General features: G+C 66.7%; 19 protein-coding genes and 1 pseudogene. 10 read left to right on the top strand and 10 right to left on the bottom strand.

The genetic code is table 11. The features are described from left to right. The first annotated feature begins 125 nt into the window (after positions 1 to 125). Positions 126 to 884 carry a VOC family protein gene (locus AC1DZQ_RS06920; RefSeq protein ID WP_476962814.1) on the top strand — a complete coding sequence of 253 codons (759 nt, stop codon included), beginning with the start codon at positions 126 to 128 and terminating at the stop codon, positions 882 to 884. A gap of 56 nt (positions 885 to 940) precedes the next feature. Then, a complete protein-coding gene (locus AC1DZQ_RS06915; protein WP_476962813.1) occupies positions 941 to 2383 on the top strand; it encodes an AAA family ATPase in 1443 nt (480 codons plus the stop codon). A gap of 28 nt (positions 2384 to 2411) precedes the next feature. On the opposite strand, the gene AC1DZQ_RS06910 is transcribed toward AC1DZQ_RS06915, so the two are convergent. Both AC1DZQ_RS06910 and AC1DZQ_RS06905 read right to left on the bottom strand, forming a co-directional pair. Further along, a complete protein-coding gene (locus AC1DZQ_RS06910) occupies positions 2412 to 3200 on the bottom strand; it encodes a GNAT family N-acetyltransferase (RefSeq protein WP_476962812.1) in 789 nt (262 codons plus the stop codon). Between the two features lie 32 nt (positions 3201 to 3232). After that, positions 3233 to 3649 carry a hypothetical protein gene (locus AC1DZQ_RS06905; RefSeq protein ID WP_476962811.1) on the bottom strand — a complete coding sequence of 139 codons (417 nt, stop codon included), beginning with the start codon at positions 3647 to 3649 and terminating at the stop codon, positions 3233 to 3235. A 200-nt stretch (positions 3650 to 3849) separates the two neighbouring features. Here AC1DZQ_RS06905 and AC1DZQ_RS06900 point away from each other — a divergent pair, with 200 nt between their 5' ends. Then, positions 3850 to 4698 (top strand): alpha/beta hydrolase, encoded by an 849-nt coding sequence (locus tag AC1DZQ_RS06900; protein ID WP_476962810.1) that lies wholly within the window; start codon positions 3850 to 3852, stop codon positions 4696 to 4698. Here AC1DZQ_RS06900 and AC1DZQ_RS06895 read toward each other — a convergent pair. After that, positions 4641 to 7247 (bottom strand): AMP-binding protein, encoded by a 2607-nt coding sequence (locus tag AC1DZQ_RS06895; protein WP_476962809.1) that lies wholly within the window; start codon positions 7245 to 7247, stop codon positions 4641 to 4643. The two genes, AC1DZQ_RS06900 and AC1DZQ_RS06895, sit on opposite strands and share 58 nt — an antisense overlap. Before the next feature lie 203 nt (positions 7248 to 7450). Between AC1DZQ_RS06895 and efeO the strand changes: the two genes are divergently transcribed. The 4 genes and pseudogenes from efeO to AC1DZQ_RS06875 all read left to right on the top strand — a co-directional run bounded on the left by efeO (position 7451) and on the right by AC1DZQ_RS06875 (position 11430). Then, positions 7451 to 8383 carry an iron uptake system protein EfeO gene (efeO, locus tag AC1DZQ_RS06890; protein WP_476962808.1) on the top strand — a complete coding sequence of 311 codons (933 nt, stop codon included), beginning with the start codon at positions 7451 to 7453 and terminating at the stop codon, positions 8381 to 8383. Beyond that, positions 8380 to 9792, top strand: a complete 1413-nt coding sequence (efeB, locus tag AC1DZQ_RS06885) for an iron uptake transporter deferrochelatase/peroxidase subunit (RefSeq protein ID WP_476962807.1) — start codon at positions 8380 to 8382, stop codon at positions 9790 to 9792. The genes efeO and efeB overlap by 4 nt, the downstream gene beginning before the upstream one ends. Then, positions 9789 to 10082, top strand: coding sequence for a hypothetical protein (locus tag AC1DZQ_RS06880; protein ID WP_476962806.1), 294 nt, complete (start codon positions 9789 to 9791; stop codon positions 10080 to 10082). The genes efeB and AC1DZQ_RS06880 overlap by 4 nt, the downstream gene beginning before the upstream one ends. Before the next feature lie 162 nt (positions 10083 to 10244). After that, a pseudogene (locus AC1DZQ_RS06875) lies at positions 10245 to 11430 on the top strand (IS110 family RNA-guided transposase). Between the two features lie 385 nt (positions 11431 to 11815). On the opposite strand, the gene AC1DZQ_RS06870 reads toward AC1DZQ_RS06875, so the two are convergent. Continuing rightward, the gene (locus AC1DZQ_RS06870; protein WP_476962805.1) at positions 11816 to 12241 is read right to left on the bottom strand and encodes an ester cyclase; all 426 of its coding nucleotides are present in this window, start codon (positions 12239 to 12241) and stop codon (positions 11816 to 11818) included. Positions 12242 to 12696: 455 nt separating this feature from the next. On the opposite strand from AC1DZQ_RS06870, the gene AC1DZQ_RS06865 reads away from it, so the two are divergent. Further along, positions 12697 to 13080: a hypothetical protein gene (locus AC1DZQ_RS06865; RefSeq protein WP_476962804.1), complete on the top strand. Its 384-nt coding sequence runs from the start codon at positions 12697 to 12699 to the stop codon at positions 13078 to 13080. 17 nt (positions 13081 to 13097) lie between these two features. Here the strand turns inward: AC1DZQ_RS06865 and AC1DZQ_RS06860 are convergent, their stop codons facing one another. The 4 genes from AC1DZQ_RS06860 to AC1DZQ_RS06845 all read right to left on the bottom strand — a co-directional run bounded on the left by AC1DZQ_RS06860 (position 13098) and on the right by AC1DZQ_RS06845 (position 14920). Next, entirely contained in the window at positions 13098 to 13631 is a 534-nt protein-coding gene (locus tag AC1DZQ_RS06860) for an N-acetyltransferase family protein (protein ID WP_476962803.1), read from the bottom strand. Continuing rightward, complete coding sequence (locus AC1DZQ_RS06855) at positions 13628 to 13915, bottom strand: hypothetical protein (protein ID WP_476962802.1); 288 nt, start codon at positions 13913 to 13915, stop codon at positions 13628 to 13630. Before AC1DZQ_RS06855 ends, AC1DZQ_RS06860 begins: the two co-directional genes overlap by 4 nt. 91 nt (positions 13916 to 14006) lie before the next feature. Next, positions 14007 to 14339: a hypothetical protein gene (locus AC1DZQ_RS06850; RefSeq protein ID WP_476962801.1), complete on the bottom strand. Its 333-nt coding sequence runs from the start codon at positions 14337 to 14339 to the stop codon at positions 14007 to 14009. Between the two features lie 284 nt (positions 14340 to 14623). Beyond that, positions 14624 to 14920 (bottom strand): hypothetical protein, encoded by a 297-nt coding sequence (locus AC1DZQ_RS06845; RefSeq protein WP_476962800.1) that lies wholly within the window; start codon positions 14918 to 14920, stop codon positions 14624 to 14626. 276 nt (positions 14921 to 15196) lie between these two features. Here AC1DZQ_RS06845 and AC1DZQ_RS06840 point away from each other — a divergent pair, with 276 nt between their 5' ends. After that, positions 15197 to 15730: an N-acetyltransferase family protein gene (locus AC1DZQ_RS06840; protein WP_476962799.1), complete on the top strand. Its 534-nt coding sequence runs from the start codon at positions 15197 to 15199 to the stop codon at positions 15728 to 15730. Positions 15731 to 15834: 104 nt separating this feature from the next. Continuing rightward, complete coding sequence (locus tag AC1DZQ_RS06835; RefSeq protein WP_476962798.1) at positions 15835 to 16380, top strand: hypothetical protein; 546 nt, start codon at positions 15835 to 15837, stop codon at positions 16378 to 16380. 5 nt (positions 16381 to 16385) lie between these two features. Here the strand turns inward: AC1DZQ_RS06835 and AC1DZQ_RS06830 are convergent, their stop codons facing one another. Both AC1DZQ_RS06830 and AC1DZQ_RS06825 read right to left on the bottom strand, forming a co-directional pair. Beyond that, positions 16386 to 17711 (bottom strand): carboxylesterase family protein, encoded by a 1326-nt coding sequence (locus AC1DZQ_RS06830; RefSeq protein WP_476962797.1) that lies wholly within the window; start codon positions 17709 to 17711, stop codon positions 16386 to 16388. 6 nt (positions 17712 to 17717) lie between these two features. Continuing rightward, positions 17718 to 18425, bottom strand: coding sequence for a FadR/GntR family transcriptional regulator (locus AC1DZQ_RS06825; RefSeq protein WP_476962796.1), 708 nt, complete (start codon positions 18423 to 18425; stop codon positions 17718 to 17720). Positions 18426 to 18509 lie beyond the last annotated feature (84 nt).

Genomic DNA, 18509 nt, shown 5'->3' with positions numbered 1-18509 from the left:
CCGCTCCGGCATGGAATTCCGGCAGTTTCTTTCCCTTGAGGCGCCAGTCCGGTCTTGCTCGAGTGCGCGGGCATGGGAAACAATGTTCGCGGCGAACGTGGCCCGGTCGAAAGGGATTTTTTTCTATGACAGCGCGAGATATCTCCTCAGTCGGTGCGCCGTGCTGGGTCGACACTTGGCAGCCAGATCCCCGGGCAGCCAAAGACTTCTACGGTCCGCTCTTCGGCTGGACTTTCGACGACCCAACTCCGATGCCGTCTGGTCTCGACGGCGACTACTACGCCGCGCGTCTCCGCGGGCAGCTGGTGGCCGGCATCGGACAGGCGCCGCCTCAATCGCCGCCGGGGTGGATCACCCACGTGCGCGTCGAGAACGTCGAGGAAGCCTTGGCTCGCGCCGAGCGGGCGGGAGGCAAGCGCCTGGGGCCGTTTGATCTCGGCTCTGATGACGGTATTGCTGTGCTCGCCGACGCCACCGGCGTCCCGTTCTGCCTGCGGCAGGCAGGCAGGAACGACGGCGCCGAGCTGGCCAACGAGCCGAATTCCTGGGCCATGAGCTCGCTGCACACCACAGATGTCGGGCGGGCCCAAACGTTCTACGGCGCAATGTTCGACTGGGAACTCGAATCTGTCCCGGGCGCTCCCTTCTCGCGGTGGCTCCGCTCGGGCCGGGTGGTCGCGATCGTGACGGCCACGGACGGCGTCGCGGTCCCGCCGCATTGGAGCGTCAATTTCGCTGTCCGCGACGCGGACGCCATCGCCCAGCACGCAGTAGCACTGGGTGGCGGCATTTTGATGGCGCCCATGGACACCCCGGGGTTTCGCAGCGCCGTGATCAGGGACCCCCAGGGCGGCGCCATCGCGGTCAGCGCAACCACCGGCTGACACTTCCTGGAGAGCATAAGCCCCAACACCGTTTGCGGCGCTGGTAGGGTCTGCCCATGGATGAAAATTTGGGGAAGTTCATCGACAATTTCGCGCGGCTGGTGGAGGTGGCGCAGTCCGGGCAGCATCGGGTGCAACGGGGAACCCAGCTGCTGACCACGCTCACCGACCATTTGGCGGTCCAGGCAGAATCAGTGGCTGTGGTGGTTGAGGAGATTCCGCCGCACCGGTTCGTGGACGCAGACATCCTCATGGAAGAACTCGCCGCGGAGGACCCCGAGTTCAGGCTCGTGGGCATCGGCGGCGGAGACCAAAGGCACCATCATTCGCTGAGCGACATGTTGCAGCAGTCCCAGTTGTTTCCCCAATACCCCCTGTCCCAGCCGGACTACGCCAACCTCGCCGTCGGCCCGGACCAACAGCGGCAGGTCGTGGCACTGGGACTGTGGTTATTCAGCCACGGCGGCAGCCCAATCGCGGTGCTGCAGCGGGACGCCAACCCCCGGTATGGGCGTCAGTCAGCTTCCCTTGAGGTTTTGGCCGACGCTACGGATAAGCCCGCACGCTTCCTCGCGGAGTTCCGCCGGCGGATGCAGCACCGCAGCGTCCTCAAGGGGCAGGTCATTTCGTTGGTGATGGGCGAGTATGGTCCTAGCGCGGCCGGTGTGACCTTCCACGCCCGGCCTGCCCTTGCCGCGTCCGATGTCATCCTGCCGGATGGCCTCCTGGAGAAGGTGTCGGACCACGCTTTGGGCATCGCCGAGCACCGGGACTCCCTCAAAAAGTACGGGCAGCATCTCAAACGCGGCGTCCTGCTCTATGGCAGGCCAGGGACCGGCAAGACCCATACGGTGCGGTATTTGTTGAGTCGGAGCGAAGGTGTCACGGCAATCCTTCTCTCGGGGGGATCGCTCGCCAGGATCTCAGAGGCCGCCACCATGGCCAGGGCCCTGCAGCCCTCCATCGTCGTTCTTGAGGACTGCGATCTCATCGCCGAGGACCGCAGCTTCGGGCACGGACCCCAGCCGCTGCTATTCGAGGTGCTGGACGCCATGGACGGTTTGGCCGGCGACGCCGATGTGGCGTTCGTCCTCACCACCAACCGCGTGGACATGCTCGAACGCGCCCTGGCGCAGCGTCCCGGACGTGTGGACCTGGCCGTGGAAATTCCCATGCCTGCCCAGGCGGAGCGGGTCTCGCTGATCAAATTGTATGCCCGCGGTATTCCGTTCAGCCCGAACTCGATCGAAGATGCCGCCGCCCGCACCGAAGGAACCACCGCCTCGTTCGCACGCGAGCTCGTCCGCCGGGCGGTCGTTGCCAGCGCATTGGAAGGCGCGCCCATCGCGGACAATCATCTCGGGAAGGCCGTGGAGGACCTGATGGCCGACAGCGCCGCCCTCACCCGAAGCCTGCTCGGCAGCGGCGCCGGTGGCGACACTGGGGGCAATGGAGGACCATTCCCCGGGCCGCCGGCAACCTTTCATCCCGGGGGCTAGGAAAGTGCCGCGCCCGGCGCCTGGGTGGTCAGCGCCGCCAGCGGTACGGGGTGGTTGTGGACACCCGCAGCAAACCATAGCGTTCCAGGATCGGCCGCGAATGCTCAGTTGAATCGCTGTGGATGAGTTTCTTACCGAGCGTTACCGCGGCTTGGGCCCGGGCCGCGGTAAGCGCCCGGTAAATGCCCTGGCCGCGCCATTCTGCACGCGTAGCCCCGCCCCAGATACCCGCGAATTCCGTATCCGGCACCGGCTCGAGGCGGCCCGCGCTCACGATCAGCCCTTCGTGTTCGGCCACCCACAGTTCCATACCGTCGTCGTGTTCCACGCGACGCAGAATTGCGTCGGCATTGCTGTCGGAGGCGTCGACGCCGAAAACCTCGTCCTGCATTGAGCTCATGGCGCGGATGTCCCGTTCTGCGCTCACCCGCCGCAAGCTGACGCCGGGCGGGAGCTGAACGTCCACAGTCAACGCGTTGGCCGGCCCGATCATGACCGATTCGGTCTCATCAGGCTCAAATCCGTTGGCGAGCAGTGAGTCATGGAGCCCAGGCGCATGATCGTGACCACGGGTTTTCCACTCGACCCGCACGATTGCGGGATCACTGCGGTAAAACGCGAGCGCCTCGACCACCCAGTCAGCGATCGTCCGGGCACTAGCCCCATCGAGGTCCTGATAGGTCACGAACCCGCGACCGCCTGCAAAGGTCACCAGGCGCAACGGGCCCAGGCGTTCAACGGAGATGGCACTGGGCGTCTCGGCATCCGTTCGGAGTTGCTGGTCGTACGCCATGAGAAGTTCTTCAGAAAGAGTCATCGGCCTCCACGGTACACCGGGTCGTTGAACGGCTACCGGTATATGTTCTGATGAATCCTGGTCGCCCCTTCGGACTCCAGCCTCTTCGTGTCCGCCTGGTCTCCGACCAGCCGAACATTGAGGCGGCCATTGTCTAGTCCAAGCCCCAGGATGTGGTCCCCCTGGGACAGGTCTCCGCAAACTGATGCCCAGGCCAGCTGATCCGCCGCAGGAACTACCGCCAGGCAAGAAACACGTTCCTTCGCGTTCTGGCCCACATAATACGAATACCCATCCTTGTCCGCCAGGAGCCGGAAACTGTCCGTCATAGTTTGGTCGGCCCCGCCCATGACGACGACGCCGCTCGGCAAAGTGTCGCGGTCCGTGGCCGGACGATCCAAGGCCTTCAAGCCTTGGTCCCCCGAACAACCGGTCAGGACCAAAACAGCCCCGGCCAGCGCCAGGATCATTGATAATTTCTGATGCCTCATTACGCCGCCCCCTCAGCTTTAGATGACCGCGAGCCTACACGCTCTCGGAACGTTCGTAGCGGTGGGTCATGCGGTTCCGAATTCGTACCCGAATTGTTGCCGGAGCGCATCGAGGCCAAATTCAGCGTCGCCCGCACGGCTACGAAGACCGCACCCACGTCGGGCCTATGATCGTGGCCATGGGAGCACCCGGAATTTCTCGACGCAGCCTGCTGGGGCTCGGAGCAGGCGCCGTGGCGGCGGCGTCGGTCGCGGGGTGCACCGGCCTAGGCGCGTCCAGCCAGGCGGCACCACCAGCCCCACCAATCGCCATGCGCAGCGGCAGCTTCACCTCGCGGTTCCGGCCGGAGGAACCCACGGGCTGGTCACTGGCTGTGCCGGGATCCACCGGCGGCGGCACTTCCGGTCAGTTGCCCGTTGCCCTGTTCCTGCATGGCACGGGCGCGGACCACCGCATGGTCTTTGATGAGCTGAACGCGGGCGGCTTCCTGGCACAGCATGTGGCCCGCGGAGGGACGCCCTTCGTGATCGCTGCCATCGACGGAGGCGAAACGTGGTGGCATCGCCGGGAATCCGGAACCGACACGCAGTCCATGCTGGTGGAGGAATTCCTCCCCCTGCTGGCCGGCCAGGGCGTCGACACGAGCAGGCTCGCCGTGTTCGGCCTCTCGATGGGCGGCTTCGGCGCCCTGCTCCTGGCCTCCCAGCACCGCGTCCCCGGTCTCCGCGCCGTCGCCGCGATGAGCCCGGCAGTCTGGAGCCTGTACGACGCCGGCCGGTCCGACAACTTCGACAGCGCCGCGGACTTTGCGGCCAACGACATCTTTGCCCTGCGGCCGGAGCTGGAGCAGCTGCCGAAACGAATTGACTGCGGCACGGCGGACAACCTGCTCTTCAGCGTGCAGGACTACGTGAAAGACCTTCCAGGGGCACACGAGGGAGCCTTCCAGGCTGGCGGCCACGACAGCGGCTACTGGCGCTCCGTCCTCCCGGACGTCGTCGCGTTCCTGGGCAGGAACCTCGCTTGATGCCGGCTGCGAACGCGCGAAGAGCGCCCGGCGGCGCTTGCCCGCCGCCGGCTGACTGAGCCCATCACCCGCATGCAGAGCGCCCAGTAGGCCACGCCCACGGCGAGCGAGACTGCTACGGCCAACGCGGGGCTGATCCCGGCCAGCGGCGGATAAACCACCCAGTGGACCAGATACGCGTAGAGGGAGGCGCTGGCGAGCACCACCATGAGGCGGCGGAGGCCCCTGGGCACCGGAATGCTGGGGAGCCAGATGAGCAGCAGGATTCCGGCGAGGAGCGTGGCCTCCCGGCCCTGGTTCTCGAAGAATCCCGGAACGGTCAGGACTGCAATGGCCGAGACCATGCAACGCTGGGCGATGGTCCGGGACCGTGCGATAGCCCAACCCAGCGCGAAGAGCCAGAGCGCAGGCGCCGTGTGCGGCACTCCGGGGTTCACCAGCTCATACCGGGTCAGGAGCCCCACACCGGTCAACGCCAGCGGAAAGAGCAGGGGGAAGCGTCGCTCGGCGCGATCCGCCCACGGAATGGCCAGCAGCGCCGTCGCCGCGAGAAGCAGGTAGACGAGAATTTCGATGAACCAGAAGTGCCACTGGGTGCTCACCGCCTCCGGCCCGAGGATGGCGTTGAGCAGCACGATATTGGCGGGCGCGTAGTTGTCGGTGATCAGGTACGCCACCGCGATGAACGCCATGCTGGGCACCACGATTCTTGCCGCGCTGGCCAGCTGCCGCCGCAGCCGCGGGACCCGTTTCCCGGAGAGCTGGAAGCGTGCGAAGTTGTAACCGGCCACCGCCATGAGCACGTGGGCCGCCCCCTGCCAGCTGAACAGGCCGACGTGCGTGCTGACAATCAGGACGATCCCCACGGCCCGCAGCACGATGCTCGTTTCGACCGGCGCGAAGAACCGTCGGCGCTTCCGGACCGGAGCAGTGCGGGGCCGCGGCTCCAGGTCCCGGACCGGAGTCACGTGCCAGTCCGAAGGAAGATGGCCCAAGGCCTGTTCCAGCCGCACCGACGCGGCCACGTAGGACAGTGAGTCCCCGCCCAGGGACACGAACGTGTCGGTGTCCGCGATGTCGGCGCACTCCAGCGCGTCCTGGAAGATCTTCCGGACACTGTCCGGCGCGTCCGAAACCGCTGCGGGTGCGGGTGCTGGCCCTGGTTTCGGCGCGCGCAGGGCCAGGACGGCCTGGTAGTCCAGTTTGCCCGTGGCCAGGCGCGGGAGTCGCTCGACGGCGTGGACCTCGAGGGCAGCACGCGGCAGCCCCATGCCCTGGGCGAGGACCTTGCCCAGCAGGTGCGCGTCGTGGTCGCCTTCAACGGCGACGACGACGCCGTCGTCCGTCCCGGCGCTGGCAGCCTGCACCCCGAGGTCCGCCAGGAGCCGCTCCACCTGTCCCAGGTCAACGCGCAGCCCCACGATCTTGACGAACCGGCTGCGTCGGCCCACCACTTCGTAGACGCCCGCCGGGTGCAGCCGGGCGAGGTCGCCGGTGCGGAGCTCCGTAACGGTCCGGCCCGCGGCGAGGTCCTCCGGGCAGTCGGCATAGCCGAGCATGACGTTGGGGCCGCTGTAGACGAGTTCGCCGTGTTCCAGCCCCGGCACGGGGTCGATCCGGAACGAGCCGCCGGGCACCGGGATGCCCACGGCGCCCGGGACGTCGGCCGCCAGCTCCGGAGGCAGGTACGCCATCCGGGCCGTCGCCTCCGTCTGGCCGTACATCACGAAAAATTCCCAGCCGCTGCGGCGGCCCAGTTCGGCGTATTTCCGCACCGAGTCCGGCCCCAGCCGGCCCCCGGCCTGGGTGACGTAGCGCAGGCTGGGCAGATCCATGTCCGCGAACCCGACCCGTTCCAGCAGTTCAAAGGTGTACGGAACGGCCGCGAAGGACGTCGCCCCTCGGCGTCGGAAAAGCTCCCAGAAACACGGATCAACGACGGAAAGCTGGGTCAGGACCAGTCCGGCGCCGCGGAGCAGGTGGCTGTTGATCACGGACAGCCCGTAACAGTAGGACGTCGGCAGCGTCGTCACGGCACGGTCGTCGGGCCCGATGTTCAGGTACTCGGCAATCGACTCGGCATTGGACTGCAGGTTCGCGTGCGAGAGCCGGACGAGTTTGGGTGAGCCCGTGGATCCGGATGTGCTGAGCAGGAGGGCCAGGTCCGGGTGAAGCTCGTGGCGGGTGCCGGCGCGGCGTTCGTCCAGCCGGATCTGCCCGTTGCCGGCCCGGACAACGACGTCGGGGTCGTAAGCCGCAACGAGGGATTCCAGGGCGGCCGGTTTGTCCTCCGGCAAGAGGATCAGCGGGTGGCCGCCGGCCAGGGCCGCCAGATAGACCACAAGAGAGTCGAGATCGTTGGCTGCGGCGAGCGCCACAAGGCGCCGCGTGGTGCCAAGACGGAGGGCGAAGGCATCGACCCGCTCCGCCAGCTCCCGGTACGTCATTGCCAGGGTGTCGGTGAGGATGGCAGGGCTGTCCCCGTAGCTCGCAAGATCGGCGGCAAAGGGCACCCGCATGAAATCAAGCTGCGTGGTCACCCGGACCATGTTATTAGATTAGGCTTACCTAAACCAAATTAGGGTACGAAAGGTTTGCGTAATCGCCGCGGATCGGTATTCTCCTTACTTAGGTGCGCCTAAGTAAGGCTGGCATCGGCGATGTTGCCGAGGGAAGCCCACGCGGTCCCGCACCCCCACTTCCGTTCCCCAGCACCGCACTGTTCCGCCCCACCGACCCAAGGAATTCCCCCATGCCCAGCATCCCCCTGCCCAAAACCGCTCCCCGGTTCCGGAAGACGCTTGCCTGGTTGGCCGCAGCAACCGCCGTTCCGCTGGCCCTTGCCGGCTGCATGGACAACACAAGGACCCCGGGCGCGGCCGACGGGCCGATCCAGGTCACGGACTCCGGCAGTAGCGCCGCCGTCGACGCCAATCTTCAGAATCTGCTGGACACCGGCACCCGGCAGTACTCCGCCTATGTGAAGGATCAGACCGGTCAGTTGGTGAACGGCACGAAGGCGTTCGCGGAGGCTTACGCTGCCGGGGACGCGGTGAAGGCCCGCCGGCTCTATGCCGACACCCGCATGCACTGGGAACGCATCGAGCCGGTCGCCGAGTCGTTCGGGGACCTCGACCCCAAGCTCGATGCCCGTGAAGCCGACCTCGAACCCGGCCAGGAATGGACCGGCTGGCACCGGGCCGAGAAAGACCTGTTCCCGCCGGCCGGCTACACCCCCCTCACACCGGCGGAGCGCGCCGCCATCGCCACGCAGCTCGTCGCCGACACCGGGGACCTGGCCCAGCGGACCCGCACCGTGGAACTCACCGCGGACAAGATCGGCAACGGCGCCAAGGAACTCCTGGACGAAGTAGCCACCGGCAAGGTCACCGGGGAGGAAGAAATCTGGTCCCACACCGATCTCTGGGACTTCCAGGCGAACGTTGACGGAGCCCGGATCGCCTTCGAAAGCCTGAAGCCTGTGCTGCAGCAAAAGGACCCGGCCCTGGCCGAAGCGCTCGAGGCCAAGTTTGCAGCCTTGCAGGCCGGGCTCAAGCAGCACTCCACCGGCGCCGGCTTCGCGTACTACAACGACCTCAGCCAGGCCCAGGTCCAGCAGCTCGCCTCCCTGGTTGATGCCCTGGGCGAGCCGCTCGCCAAGCTCACTTCGGCAGTAGTCCTGTGAGCGGCTGCCCCTTCGGCGGCAGCCCCGGCCAGACGCCCGACGGCGGAACCCCGGAATCAGCTGGCGCACCGGAATCAGCCATGGCACCGGGAGCCGCTCCCCCGCCCGCACCGCCGGCAGCCTCCGGTCCGGGAAAGGGCCGGCTGTCCCGCCGCGGTCTCCTGTCCCTCGCAGGAGCCGGCGGCGCGGGGGCCGTCGCCGGGCTGGCGGCGGGCTTCCTCAGCCACGACGCCGTGGTGCCAGCCGCCGCGCCGCTGGCACCGCCGGGCGACATCATCCCCTTCCACGGTGACCGCCAGGCCGGCATCGTCACGCCGGCCCAGGACCGCCTTCACATTGCAGCCTTCGACGTCGTCACGGAGGACCGTGCAGAGCTCATCCGGCTCCTGAAGGACTGGACCGCCGCCGCCGCGGCGATGACCGCGGGACGCAGCACGGGCAGCACCGGCGCCGTCGACGGCCCCTACGACGCCCCGCCAGAGGACACGGGCGAGGCCCTGGACCTGGGGGCCGGCAAGCTCACCCTCACGTTCGGGTTCGGTCCCGGCCTGTTCGAGAAGGACGGCAAGGCCCGCTTCGGACTCGAGGGGCGGGATCCGGACGCCCTGATCGACCTGCCGCACTTCCCCGGCGACGACCTCCAGCCCGGACGCACCGGCGGCGACATCGTGGTGCAGGCCTGCGCGGATGACCCCCAGGTGGCAGTCCACGCGATCCGCAACCTCGCCCGCATCGGATTCGGGCAGACCCGCGTCCGCTGGTCCCAACTGGGCTTTGGCCGGACGTCCTCCACATCGCGGTCCCAGACCACCCCGCGGAACCTCTTCGGCTTCAAGGACGGGACCAACAACCTCAAGGCCGAGGACACTGCCCTGCTCGAGGAACACGTGTGGGCCGGCCCGGGAACACGCCCGGGAGAGGCCTGGATGGCCGGCGGCACGTACCTCGTGGCGCGCCGGATCCGGATGCACATCGAAATCTGGGACCGCACCTCGCTGCGGGAACAGGAAGCCCTGATCGGGCGCACCAAGGGCGCAGGGGCCCCGCTCTCCGGCGGCGAGGAATTCACCGCCCCCGACTTCGAGATCCAAGGGCGCAGTGGGGAACCACTCATCCCGCTGGACGCCCACGTCAGGCTCGCGCACTCGAGCCAGAACGACGGCGTCAAGATGCTCCGGCGCGGCTACAACTACACCGACGGCTCGGACGGCCTGGGTCACCTCGACGCCGGACTGTTCTTCATCGCGTTCGTCACGGACCCCAGGACCCACTATGTGCCCATGCAGCTGGCCATGGCGAAGGAGGACACGCTGGCCCTGGAATACCTCAAGCACACGGGCTCGGGCCTGTTCGCGGTTCCGCCGGGAACCAGGGCGGGAGGCTTCATCGGCGAAGGTCTCTTCGCATGACGGCGGCCGTCACCGATGCCGGCCGCCCGCCCGGAACGGAGGCGCCGGGCCCACCCCACGGCACGGGACATCCGGGACCCAGCAYCAGCGGRCCCGGCAGGCTGACAGGCAGGTCCGCCCTGAAACTCGTGCTGCTGTCCCTGGGGTGTTCGGCCGCGTGGCTGGCGTCCGTGCTGATCGGCGGGTTCCTCGATCCCGGGCCGGAGATCCACCGGGTCGCCCTCGGGGCCCACATCCTGGCCCTTGTGCTGTCCTTATGTTGTTGTCGGGTGGTTCCGTGGCCGTTGTAGGGTCGCGGCTACCCGGGGGAGGCGGGAATGGCTTTGTTGCTGTGGCCGGCCGGCTCACGTCGTGACGGCTCCGAAGGATTGGCCGCCCGCCGCCCCGCGATGACCCGACCGCTGATTGAGAGACGCGACATGATCGCCGGATAAGGACACGACGGCGCGGTTATCTGCTGGGATTTCACCCATCCGCACCACTGCGTCGTGATCGACGCCGACGGAAACCGTCGGCTCTCGCAGAAAATCCCAAACGACGAACCAGCCCTGCTCGGGCTCATCGCCAACGTTCTCAAACTCGGCGACGGGGATGAGGTGGTCTGGGCAACGGACCTGAACCACGGCGGGCCGGCGCTGTTCATCGCCATCCTCGTCGCCCACGGCCAAAACATCCTCTACATCCCCGGCCGGATCGTCCACCACGCCTCCAAGCTCTACCGCGGGGAAGGCAAAACGGACGCGAAAGACGCTGCCGTCATCGCCGACCAGGCCAGGATGCGCAAGGACCTGCAGCCGCTGCGGGCAGGGGATGAGATCAGCACCGGGCTGCGGATCCTCACCGCCCGGCGGGCCGATAAATCCGCGGACCGGGTCCGGGCGATCAACCGCCTCCAAGCACAGCTGCTGGAATACTTCCCGGCGCTGGAGCGGGCCTTGACTACAGCCGCTCCAAAGCAGCCCTGCTGCTGCTCACCATACACCGGACTCCAGACGGGATCCGCCGCTCCGGCCAGACACGGCTGCAGACTTGGCTGAAGAAACACGGCACCCGCTCCTCCGCCGCGGTCGCCCAGACCTCCGTCGACGCCGCGAAATCCCAGCGCACCACCGTCCCGGCCCAACACCTCGGGGAGCTGATCGTCGCCGCCCTCGCACAGGAAATCCTCACCCTCGACAAAGAACTGGCCGACCTTGACGCGCTGATCAGTCAGGAGGTCAACGAACACCGGCACACCCGGACCCTGCTCAGCATGCCCGGCTTCGGACCCGTCCTCGCCGCGGAATTCCTCGGCGCCACCGGCGGAGACCTCACGATCTTTGAAACCGCGGACCGTTTCGCCGGCGTCGCCGGACTCGCCCCCGTGCCCCGCGACTCCGGGAGGATCACCGGCAACCACCACCGCCCGCGGCGCTATGACCGTCGGCTCCTGCGCGTTTTCTACCTCTCCGGCCTCTCGGCCCTCAAGAGCTGCCCCCCTCCCGGGCCTACTACGACCGAAAACGCGCCGAAGGTAAGACCCACATCCAGGCCATGCTCTCCCTCGCCAGACGCCGCCTCAACGTCCTCTGGGCCATGCTCCGCGACGGCACCACCTACTCTCCGGTCCCCGCGCCGGCAGCCCGCCTGGCTGCCTGAGCCGCCCCGCGCCCCGCAAACCCTCCGGGGACGGTCTGACGCGTGCTGCGCCAGCTCTCAGACAGCTGCGGGCGGTTTCTGTCTTCGACGGCGCTGTGATGTCAGGGTGCAGCTTACTCAGCGAGGCTCAGCAGGTGCGGCGCATTTTCAGGCCACTTCGACCAGCCCGCCGCGGTCCGCCTCCGGTACCCGGTTCCTGAGCCACGTGTGGTCGTCCCTGCAGGGGAATACCGCGATCAGTTCGCGTCCGCCGGAAAACGGAGGAGAACTCGCCCCGCCATAGGCCACGCGAAGCTCCCATGACCGTATGAGCTGCGATCATCGCGCTGGCCGATGACAGGACGCGGGCTGTGCCGGCAGCCATGAACAGTACGTGGATGCCGGGTCAGTCCCCGGGTATCTGGATCACGCCGAGCTGCCGCATCAGCCCGAGGTCGTCCCGGTCTGACCAATGCTCGGCGATCTTTCCATTTTCGACTCGGTGGATGGCCACTCCGGTTTCCCGCAGGTCGGCACCTGTGGGAGGCAGGGGTCCGGGGAGCTCCCCCTCGTGTCGACCGTAGGCCGTTAACCTGGTCACCACCTTGTCCGCTTCGGCGATCTGGTCTTCGATCTCGTGCCGCCCTGGCGTCGCCTTCCAGAATATGCGGAAGGCCTGTTTCAGGCCTTCCCGTCCGGCCGGAAGTCCGGGAAATGGCGGGTTGTGGTCAAGATAGTCCTCAGCGACCAGATCGTCCATCGCATCGATGTTCCCGGCGTCGATCTCTGCGTAGAAGCGCTGCACGAGCGCTTTGTTGTCCTCAGACTCCACAGTCGTCCTTCCGTTTGTACACGGAGGCCCCTACCCGGACCGACCGAACCGACCAGTACGAGCAGTTCAAGGGTCCCGTGGGTGGTCAGTCTAAACCCACCGGCCTGGCTGTGGTAGTGAAGGTGGCCCGCTTCAACATAGATCTCATCGAGGGGTTTTCTTGATGGAGGGCAGTAGTCGCACGCTATGTGCGGCGCAGTGGCCTGCGCATGGTGCGTGCCGTCGCACGCGGGCATGGTCGCCTTCGACCGGAAAATCGATGCTGAACTGGTCGCCGAAGGCACCGAATCCCAAAGCCGAGATCACCGGGATCACCAAACTGGGAGGACCGGACCCTATCCTGGCTGGGCGACCTGGATCCCCTCTGGTGCCCCGGCCAGGAACCGGCCGGGGCACCAGAGGGGTAACGTCAAAACCGTTGACAACATCATTGAGATTCCTTCGGTGCCATCCTGGTGCTCGACTGGGTCAGCCTGCTCTGGCTCCTTGGCCGCCGCGACGTCCACGACACCCGTCGACTCGATTCCGCCGCGCAGCCGCTGATCTGGGGCGGGTTGGCCATCCTGCTCATCTCCAGGGCGCTGCTGCACCCCGATCTCTCCAGCCCGCCGACGCAAATCAAACTCGTCAGCATCCTGGTCCTCATGCGCAACGGGCTGGTCCTGACCAAAACCATGAAGCAACTGCACCAACTGCCGCCGGAAACATTGTTCACAGCCATGGCAGCCGGGCTACGGGCGCGCTTGCTCGCGGCCTTGTGCATTTCTCAAACCTGCTGGTGGACGTCCGTGCTGGTCGGACTGCTCAACAGCACGCTGCGGCGCTGGACGGGAGCCTGACGACGGGAGTCCCACGGCTACCGCGCGGCAGGGAGGACCCGGCTGTGGCGTTTCTCGGCCACAGCCGGAGAGTATCTGGTGTCTTCCAGGGTCCCGCCGTCGTCGAGCCAACGGCGGTTGGTGTAGAAGCTGATGGCCCGATCGTTGCTTTTTTCCACCCAGAGAAATGCCCGGCCGTAGCCGAGTTCGATGAACTTTTCCTCGGCAGCCGCAAACAGGACGGAGCCCACGCCCTGCGCCCAGTTGTCCGGATGCACATTGATCGCGTGCAGCTGACCGGTTCCCAGATCCGAGTCGCCGGTAGCAGGGCCGAGGATGGCGAAGCCCACAACGTCATCGCCGCTTTGGACGACGAGGTGGTGCGTCCCTTCCCTGGGCTCAAGGATGTTTCGGCGCCAGGCGGACGATGCGCGTCCGACGTCGAGACCGTCAAGGTAGTCATCGGTCATGATGCCGCGGTACGTGGCCCGCCAGGCCGCGATGTGGACCTCGGCCAGCCGTGCAGCGTCGTGCTCCGTCGCGGCCCTGACGCTGAAATCCAGAGTGCTCATGGTCCAGAATCTATCAACTGGGGCCACCCTTGCCGTGCGGCGCGCGCAAAGCGGCGGGCAAGGTAGCCGATGACAAGGATGCTGGCTGCGGCGAGGAGCCACGTGCCCGCGTGGCCAAAGGTCGGCCCGCTCGTGCAGGTGCTGACGGCGCCGGATTCCGCCGTGTAGTCGATGCACTCGCCTGTCCGAAAGCCGAGAAGTATGGCGTCGACCGCGATCACCAGCCCAATGGCCACCGCCCAGGGCCACCTCTTGGGCGGGCGGAGTTGAGGCGTTTCCCTCACGGCTCCTCCTCCGCATCTCCGTAATGGAGCTAGCCCTTAGAACTCTTGGCAGACATCACAGCACGAATCGGCTCCTGCGGCGAGACCCAATTCATCGCTCGGTCACGAGCGGACGTGGCGCTGGGATTTCGAGGAGTTCCAACTCCTTCCCTGTAACAGCCGGAATGCGTTGGAGAGCCGGAAAGAAGTGTGGGTCGGTGATGTGTCCGTCAAACAAGACCGGGGTACTGCCCGCGTTCACCAGAACTTCTGCCATGGATGCGGCGACGTCGGGGCGCGCCAAGCGGTTTGCCGGGTCCAGGGATTCGCATATCGCCTCCACTTCCGGATCCCGGTCCGTACCGAAGACAAAGCACGCCGCAGCTATCCGGTCGTTCCTGACGACGAACACGCTTCGGGACGGGTCCAGCTCTTTCTGGATCATGGGGCGGAATTCAGCGAGGAGTGTCGTGCGCGACCCAGTGGGTGACCATGGCGCGTGCACGATTTCATACATTTCCGTCCATGCTTCATTCAGTTGCTCCAGCGTTAGTCGATCTCAGAAACAGCAAGAGAGTCTTCCGGCCAATTCTTTCAGCGCGGTACTCTGCACTAGCAGTCCTGTCTCTCACCCGGATCATGACGAGCCAAATCGACCTCGGCGGCCCCGGCGGGGCCTAGCAGAACCGTTTTCTTGGAAAGGTCCACGCAATGTCGGATTATGATCTTTCAGCACTCCGGGAAAGGGCTGCCCGAGGTGACAACGACGCCATCGGAGAGCTCATCGAGCTGGCCGCGGAGCGGGAAGACTTCGAGGAGCTGCGGCATCTCGCCGACGGCGGCAGCAAAGACGCTGAGGATCAGCTGGTTGAACTCGCCGCTGAGAAGGAAGATCTCGAAGAGCTTCGGCGTCTGGCAGCTGCGGGGAATACGGACGCGGCCCAAGTGCTGGCCGAACTGACCGAGTGAACACTCCTGGACGACGGTCGCGCATCCGCAGCTGAAATTGACTATGTCGATCACCACTGGAGCATCCATGCTGCGCTGAGTCGCGAACGCGGCATCAACTCTGGGGGTTTGAAATTGGATCTTGGTCTGTTAGTCGCGGCTCTCTACTGGGCCTTTCCCGTGGCGGCGGTATTCGTTCTGGCGCGAACCGTGTTCCGGCTGAACACTTTTCTGAAGTTGCGGATCGCGCAGCTCCGCGCGGAGGCTGCTGCCGCTGAGACGGCAGCGCCACGGCACCACTTCAGTCCACAGGATTGATCAAATGGCGGCGGTGGTTCAACGGAAGGACGGACCGTGACACCTGAGGGGCCGGTGGTGCGCGCAGCCAGGCCGGAGGACGCGGCCGGGGTGCGCCGGCTGTCCATTGCATTCACCCCGGCCGCGCAGGACGTTCCGCCGGAGGTCTTCCATAGCCGTTTCGCCCAGATCGTGGCCAACGCCTCATGGTGCCTCCCTGTGGCACAGGAACGCACCAGGCTGATCGGCTACGGCCTGGCACAGGACTTCGGGCCAGGGCTGCGCGCTACCTTCACCACGGGCCGGGTCCACGACGTCTTTGTCGATCCTGAAACGCGTCTGGGCGGCACCGGCCGGGCCCTCATGAACTTCATCTTCGACTGGTCACGGGCCCGGCCGGTGCCGATGATCCTGGACTGGCAGGCAAGTCCCTCCGCCATCGGCTTTTACGAGGCTCTTGGCTTCACGGCCGATCGTGTTGGCGACTTTCCCGAGTATCCGGGTTTCACCCTTGACCATCGAGCCGGACACTGCGTGCGATACATTTCTCCCATCCCGACGACGGCTCGGGCGATGGAGGGGGACCATTGAAAGCGTCAAAAGAGAACGTGCACTCGTCGCAGGCGGACAGCTCAGCGTCCACTCAGCGGTCCGCGCGGCGAGCCAGAACGCACCGCTCGGCGTCGGGCCGGCCCGTGGCCGCAACCGTTTGGGCCGGCGCTGCCGGCACACTGTACTGGCTGGCGGCCAGCGGAGAAACCAGGGCCGTGATGGACGCCGCACCCTGGCTGGTTCTGGTGTCCTGGTTCGTCTATGCAGCCCAGTGGCGGCCGTGCCTCCGCGTTGAGGGCGACGGGTTTGAGCTGGTCAACGGGCTCCGCGACCACCGGATACCCTTCGATACGGTCGAGGACATCGAGATCCGCTATGCCCTCGCTGTCAGGGCCGCCGGCAAGAAGTACGTGAGCTGGGGCGCTCCCACCCCGCCCAGCAGTTTCGGTTCCGGCTTTGAGCATGTCAGTGATCTGAAAAGCCGGCCGCACAGCATGCTCCCAAGCAATGAGCGCATCCGACAGCCGGCGGTGACCACCGGCCGGGACGAGATCGCGAAGGCATGGCATGACGCCCTCGCAGCCGGACTCCACTCCTCCGGCGGAACGGTGACCACAACGTGGAACCGCCCTGTGATCGCCGTCGGCATCGCGGCGCTCCTCTGGGTGATCGCTGCCCTTCTGTTCTAGCCGAATCAGACCGAGCGGTAGCGGAGCGAGCCGGGAATCTCGCCCCGTGACCCGAGGCCTTCCCCGTACGCGAACCGTGCCCACAGTGCCCGCATCGCCCGGCCGTGGGCATTGATCTCGTCCCAAGTGGCCCCCGCCAGCAGGCCGGCACCCTCCCAAGTGCCCCGGTGGCCGAACAGCAGGGGCAGGTCAACCGTGTGCGCGGCGCCGTAGAGGTTTCCCGGTGCGCGCCAGGACAGCAGGTAGCTGTGGGCCCGCCCGCCCGCACGCACATGCCGCCTGGCAAACCGCCTGGCCGCTTTGCCGTACACCATTTCCGTGACCACCCACGTGACTGCCTTGAGCACGGCGCTGCCGACCACCGGAATCCTCGCCACGCGGCTCAGGTGCGGGCTTCGCGGCAGAAACAGCCGGGCTTCCTCCGCTGTGTGGCCGATCAGGATGTCGATCCCCGGGGCGGCGGCATTCCAGGCCCGGTCAAGCCCGGATTCCTCGGGCAGAGGTGCGTGCCCGTACTGGATCCCGAACGGCATGGCAGCCATCAGCCCGAACTTCCTCGCCGCCCGCGCGACGTCCTCTTCGAGGGCGACGACGTCCATCGCCGGGGTCGCGGCGGTGACCGCCTCCGCGGCCACACCCATGGCGGCGTTCATCCTCTCCCGCCCGCGGGTAATGCCCAGCGGGGCACTTTGAATGATGGCCCGCTGGAACAGCGACGCCGCGTCAGGCGTCGCCATGAGGTGCGCGACGGCGTCGCCCCCGGCGGATTGCCCGAACGCGGTGACCCTGCCGGGATCGCCGCCGAAGGAGGCGATGTTGCGCTGCACCCACCGGAACGCCTCGATCTGGTCCAGCAGGCCCAGATTGGCCGGCCGGCCGGTGCTGGTGGACAAATATCCGAAGAGGCCAAGCCGGTAGGTCACCGAAACGACAATCACGCGGGTTTCGGCAACCAGCGCCGCCGGGTCGAAAATGGCCAGATCCCCCGAGCCGGACGTGTAGGACCCGCCGTGCAGCCACACCATCACCGGCAGCCGCTCACCGCCGTCGAGGTCCGCCGGCACAGTGATGGACAGGCGCTGGCAATCCTCGCTGCCTGGAAGTTCGCCGTAGCGGGTGCCGAGCACGTCGTCGAGGAAGGGCACCGGGGCCTGCGGGCACGCCGGGGACAGGGAGGTCGCCGCCAGCACTTCGGACCAGTCGGCGGCCGGCACCGGCGGCTGAAAGCGCTCCGCGGTGGCGTAGGGAATGCCGGTGGCACGCACGACGGCGCCGTCGCGCCATCCGGTGATCGGGCCACACGGCGGCTCGAAGGAGAGGTTCACATTCATGCGTGTTTAACCGTTTTTCAGCAGGGCAACGTCGGAGACAAGTTCAATGTGCTCGAGCATCGCCGAGGCGGCGGCCGCCGAGTCCCGGGTCCTGATGGCGTCGGCGATCCTGCGGTGGGAGGCGAGCGACTGCTCCGGCCGGCCGGGCTGTCCGAGGGATTCGAGCCGTGTTTCCAGGACCATGCCGGCAATGAAGGTCATCAGCTGGGCCAGAACTGCCGAGTGGGCCGCGGCGGTTACGGCCTGGTGGAACTGCTCGTCGCCGCGTGCACCCCGGTCTCCCGAGGCGACTTCCTCCGCCATGGCTTCCAGGGCGCGATCGATGGCGTTCATGTCCTGTTCGGTGCGCCGGGCGGCGGCGAGCGCGGCAAGCTTGACCTCCAATGTGCTCCGCGCCTCAACGATCTCGGGCAGCCTGCTGCGGTGCTCGCGGAGGCCCTTGATCACGGACGGAACGTTGGGCCGGTAGACCAGCACCGCTCCGGTGCCGTGCTGGACGTCGATCACGCCGAGCACTTCGAGGGCCACCAGCGCCTGCGCCAGGGTTGCCCGCGAAACCCCCAACCGCTCGGCAAGCTCCCGTTCAGCCGGCAGCGTGTCGCCGGGACCCAGCTCGGCGGACTCGATGAAGTCCATGATCTGCTCCACCAGCTGCTCGTAGAGCCGGGGCCGCGAAACACGGGAAATCTGATGCGTTGCCGCCTGCCTTGCCATACGCGTCCTTCCAGCCTGTCCTGAACCCCAAGACTACCGGAGAACTATTGACATAGACACCTAGTGTCTAGGAGGCTAGGCCAC

The organism is Arthrobacter sp. P1_C12_2, assembly GCF_056406415.1.
Note: the sequence above shows the minus strand (reverse complement) of the source record. Positions and strands in the feature narration are given on the sequence as shown.